The organism is Paraprevotella xylaniphila YIT 11841, assembly GCF_000205165.1.
Classification (GTDB): domain Bacteria; phylum Bacteroidota; class Bacteroidia; order Bacteroidales; family Bacteroidaceae; genus Paraprevotella; species Paraprevotella xylaniphila.
The window spans coordinates 1-996 of the sequence record NZ_GL883878.1 but is presented as its reverse complement, the minus strand read 5'-3'; the positions used below and the strand labels follow the sequence as shown (position 1 = coordinate 996).

The 996-nt window shown below is 57.5% G+C and carries 1 protein-coding gene; it reads right to left on the bottom strand.

Annotation, left to right across the window (positions count from 1 at the left end):
• The coding region (locus tag HMPREF9442_RS11815; RefSeq protein ID WP_008628880.1) for a DNA topoisomerase at positions 1 to 996 on the bottom strand (996 nt) is incomplete at both ends.

The window sequence follows — 996 nt, the reverse complement described above, 5'->3', positions numbered from 1 at the left end:
ATCGTCTTCACGACGGAATTGAGGGCAAGTCCTTTTTCGGTGGGAACAAGCGATTTCTTGCAACGTTCCATGTAACCGCGCTTGAAAAGCGTTTCGATGATGGAGGCGCGTGTGGCGGGAGTGCCGATGCCGCAGTCCTTCATCGCCTGCCGCAGCGCGTCGTCCTCGATTTCCTTGCCCACCGTTTCCATAGCGGACAGCAGGGTGGCTTCAGTATGCAGCGGTTTCGGCTTGGTCTTTCCTTCGGTGATGGAGGTGGCTTTAAGAGTGAGCGTGTCGCCTTCCTGCCAGCCGGGGATGGTGGTTTCATCCTTGTTTTCCTCGCCATAGACGGCACGCCATCCGGCTTGCCTGATGACGCTGCCTTTCACGGTGAACTCCACTCCGGCACATTCCGCCGTGACAGCGGTCACGTCCTTGACGCATTTTTCGGAGAATGCCTCGACCATGCGTCCGGCAATCATGTGGTAGATTATGCCGTCCTCTTTGGAGAGGAACAGCGGTTTCTCGCCCGTGACGAGCAGGGCATGGTGGTCCGTCACCTTCCCGTCGTCCACGCTGCGGCGTGTCGGGGCGGCTTTCGCCCGCACCTTGTCTTTCCATTCGGGCTGCGTGCCGATGAAAGCGAGCAGTTTGGGAATTTCGGCAAACACGTCTTCGGGGATGTAGCGGCTACCCGTTCTCGGATAGGTTATCAGCTTCTTCTCGTAGAGTTTCTGCGCGATTTCAAGCGTCTGTTCCGCCGTGAAGCCGTGCTTGGTGTTGGCTTCCTTCTGGAGGGTGGTCAGGTCGTACAGCAACGGAGTGTCCTCCGTCTTCTCCTTGCGTTCGGCTTTCGTTACTGTTGCGCAGCCTGCCTCCTTTACCTTATTATATAGCTCCATAGCCGGCTCTTTCGCCTTCCATTTCTCGGAGGATGAGAACTTCACGATCTCGCCGTCGCAACCGTCCGTTGCGATATGGAGCTGCCAGAAGGCTTCGGGCGTGAAACGGCGG